The following is a 1,231-nucleotide window of genomic DNA, read 5'->3' on the forward strand; positions in this document are numbered from 1 at the left end:
TGCTTTAATGCCTCGGCCCTTGCCGTGCTTTGCGCTATTTGAATGGGCAGCTTGTGAATCTGGATTACCGCAACGAACACACGGCAGCATCCTAATATCAGCTAAACGTTTGGCGTTACGCATACCAACCACCAAATAAGAAAAGAAAAACCCCGCCAATAATGCATATTGAGCGGGGTTTTATATGCCGTAATTCGTTCGGCAATGGAGAAACTATTTAACTTCTTTCAAGCAATCACGGCACACTTTGATTTCTTCATCATCAATCGTGTAATCGATTTCTATTGCACCATGAAAGCCGAAAAGACATTTTAAGAATTGGAGCATGTGAATCTCCCAAATTTGGGCGCCGGCTGGATTCATTTTTAAACCAATAAGGATTAAACAGCCGGCATTAAAAAAGCCCGCGTTATATAGCCGGGCTTTAACTTGTTTCTTTTGCGCCGATACAAGTTTGTGTTCTAAGACAACATCTTATTTTACTTGATTTTTTCGCAAAAAAATACCCGCCTTATGGGAAGACAGGTATATAAACTTTGAATCCTAAAAAAAACCCATCATAAGATGAGCTTTGGAAACTTTGTTGGTCAAACCGTAATACGACCAGTATAGTTAAACTATAGCTTAATGAGAAAAATTTTACCACCTTTAAATTCTTACCTCCTTGTAAGTATTTTTTTTATACTTTTTAATAGCTGTGGCTGCGCACTTAATTGACATCTCAAGCGCAATGATCATCATGTTTTCGTATTGCTTCCATGTGCGGTCATAGGCTTTTAGTGTCATTTGATGTGTCTTAACGCCAGCCGCTAAATGCAACCTGCCTTTTGCTGTAAAATTTGCTTCATGCTCAGGATCTAAAGCGAATGCTATAACCATCCCAGCCACCAGCCAAGACAAATGATAAATTGCAATATGCTCAGGCTCGCGGCGCTTATCCTCATACGCCCCATTCATCATAATCTTAGCTAAATGATTGCGGATAAATTCATAATCACTCTTGGCTTGCTCACCAAAAATAATGACAGAAGTTACAGCCTTTTCGAGCTGTGTTTCCATCGCTGCAATCGCTCCAAGTCGATCTTGATAATCCAATGGCTTTGCTCCTGTACCATGGCCCTCATCACCAAATTGAGGCGACTTAGCAGTAATGCCCTTTGTCAGCCATTCAAAGTGTTCAAATTTTTCTGCCGCTGCATTCATACCCAGTCCCTCAAATCTTACTCAAGTC

1 protein-coding gene is annotated in these 1,231 nt (G+C 40.6%); it reads right to left on the minus strand.

All coding sequences use genetic code 11. From position 1 onward, the window contains the following. Positions 1-648: 648 nt before the first annotated feature. The gene (locus tag OKC24_RS19690) at positions 649-1,203 is read right to left on the minus strand and encodes a hypothetical protein (protein ID WP_265466288.1); all 555 of its coding nucleotides are present in this window, start codon (positions 1,201-1,203) and stop codon (positions 649-651) included. Between the last annotated feature and the right edge of the window lie 28 nt (positions 1,204-1,231).

This window comes from Acinetobacter entericus, from assembly GCF_026168575.1.
GTDB classification, from domain to species: Bacteria; Pseudomonadota; Gammaproteobacteria; order Pseudomonadales; family Moraxellaceae; genus Acinetobacter; species Acinetobacter bouvetii.